The sequence below is a fragment of the Protofrankia sp. Cas8 genome (genome assembly GCF_963555845.1).
In the GTDB taxonomy this organism is placed as follows: domain Bacteria; phylum Actinomycetota; class Actinomycetes; order Frankiales; family Frankiaceae; genus Protofrankia.
This window is the reverse complement of the sequence record NZ_CAUVXI010000257.1, coordinates 1-1,593: the sequence shown is the minus strand read 5'-3', so window position 1 is coordinate 1,593 and position 1,593 is coordinate 1. Positions and strand designations below refer to the sequence as shown.

General features: G+C 67.4%; 2 protein-coding genes. One reads left to right on the top strand and one right to left on the bottom strand.

The genetic code is table 11. The features are described 5' to 3' along the window. Positions 1 to 1,029 (top strand): tetratricopeptide repeat protein (locus U9977_RS24390; protein WP_322751620.1); only part of this gene is annotated, 1,029 nt, incomplete at its 5' end. A 112-nt stretch (positions 1,030 to 1,141) separates the two neighbouring features. On the opposite strand, the gene U9977_RS24385 is transcribed toward U9977_RS24390, so the two are convergent. Then, positions 1,142 to 1,423 (bottom strand): hypothetical protein, encoded by a 282-nt coding sequence (locus U9977_RS24385; RefSeq protein WP_322751628.1) that lies wholly within the window; start codon positions 1,421 to 1,423, stop codon positions 1,142 to 1,144. Between the last annotated feature and the right edge of the window lie 170 nt (positions 1,424 to 1,593).

The window sequence follows — 1,593 nt, the reverse complement described above, 5'->3', positions numbered from 1 at the left end:
AACCACCTGTCCGGCCTGGGGCGGCGGGAGGAGGCGCTGGCCGCGGTCGAAGAAGCCGTCGGTCTCTACCGGTTCCTGGCGCAGACCCGGCCCGACGCGTTCACCCCCGACCTCGCCATGTCGCTGAACACCCTGTCCAACCACCTGTCCGGCCTGGGTCGGTGGGAGGAGGCGCTGGCCGCGGTCGAGGAAGCCGTCGGTCTCTACCGGGTCCTGGCGCAGACCCGGCCCGACGCGTTCACCCCCGACCTCGCCATGTCGCTGAACACCCTGTCCGTCCACCTGTCCGCTCTCGGGCGGCGGGAGGAGGCGCTGGGCGCGGTCGAAGAAGCCGCCGGTCTCTACCGGGTCCTGGTGCAGGCCCGGCCCGACGCGTTCACCCCCGACCTCGCCAGCTCGCTGAACAACCTGTCCGTCCACCTGTCCGCTCTCGGGCGGCGGGAGGAGGCGCTGGGCGCGGTCGAGGAAGCCGTCGGTCTCTACCGGGTGCTGGTGCAGGCCCGGCCCGACGCGTTCACCCCCGACCTCGCCGGCTCGCTGAACAACCTGTCCGTCCACCTGTCCGGCCTGGGTCGGTGGGAGGAGGCGCTGGGCGCGGTCGAGGAAGCCGCCGGTCTCTACCGGGTGCTGGTGCAGGCCCGGCCCGACGCGTTCACCCCCGACCTCGCCCTGTCGCTGAACAACCTGTCCGTCCACCTGTCCGATCTCGGGCGGCGGGAGGAGGCGCTGGGCGCGGTCGAAGAAGCCGTCGTCATGTACGGCGGCCTCTATGAGCGTCTTCCTGCCTACTTCGCGCTCCCGTTTGCACGATCACTCACCCTCGCCGGCAACATACTGCAAGGTTCCGGATCGACACACCAACTGCTTCAGGTGCTGTTGTTCGCGTTGAACATCACCACGGAACATCAGCTTCAGGAATTCGGTACGTTTATCGTTTCCCTGCTGCGCAAGGAACGCGACGAGAACCGCAGCGTCTTCGATGAGAGCTGGCAAGAGTTGACGGGAGCACGGGTTCCCGACGAACTCTGACGCAAAGCAGTGGGGTAACTGGTCAGGCATCTTGATCGATTAGTGTTGTTGCGGGCCGGGTCGTTCAGGTGACGTCCGCTGTGGCGGCAGGGTGCTCGCGGTGGCGACTGACCTACATGTTGATCATGTTTCGTCCGGGTCCCGGCCACCGCCGCCATCGTATGACGAGCTCGCGGTGCTGGTCGTCACGCTGCGCTAGGAGCTGGCCGAGATCCGCGAGCGGCTCGCGGACACCCAGGAGGCGCTGGCGCAGGCGAACGCCGAGCTCGCGGAGCTGGTAGCCGACCTGGTTCTTTTTCAACCAGGCGCGCAGCGTCGGCGAACCGCCGTAGACCTCGTCGCCGGCGACCCAGCGCAGCAGGTGCGGATAGGCCTCACAAAACCGCCGGATCATGGCCAGGGCGCCAGCGTTCTGATCAACGAGAACACGGCGATCCCCGCGGCCATCAAAGTGCCTGGTGGCCGCGGGTTCACTAACGAGAACCAGGTCGATCAACGGTCAGGGCAGATCCGACTCGGGGTGGTCATTGCGGGAGCGCGTCGTAGACGTCGTCGGGAATCAGG

Bases quoted from the DNA above. Each gene is read 5' to 3' on its own strand.
- U9977_RS24385 (WP_322751628.1), bottom strand. From the start codon at position 1,423: ATGATCCGGCGGTTTTGTGAGGCCTATCCGCACCTGCTGCGCTGGGTC.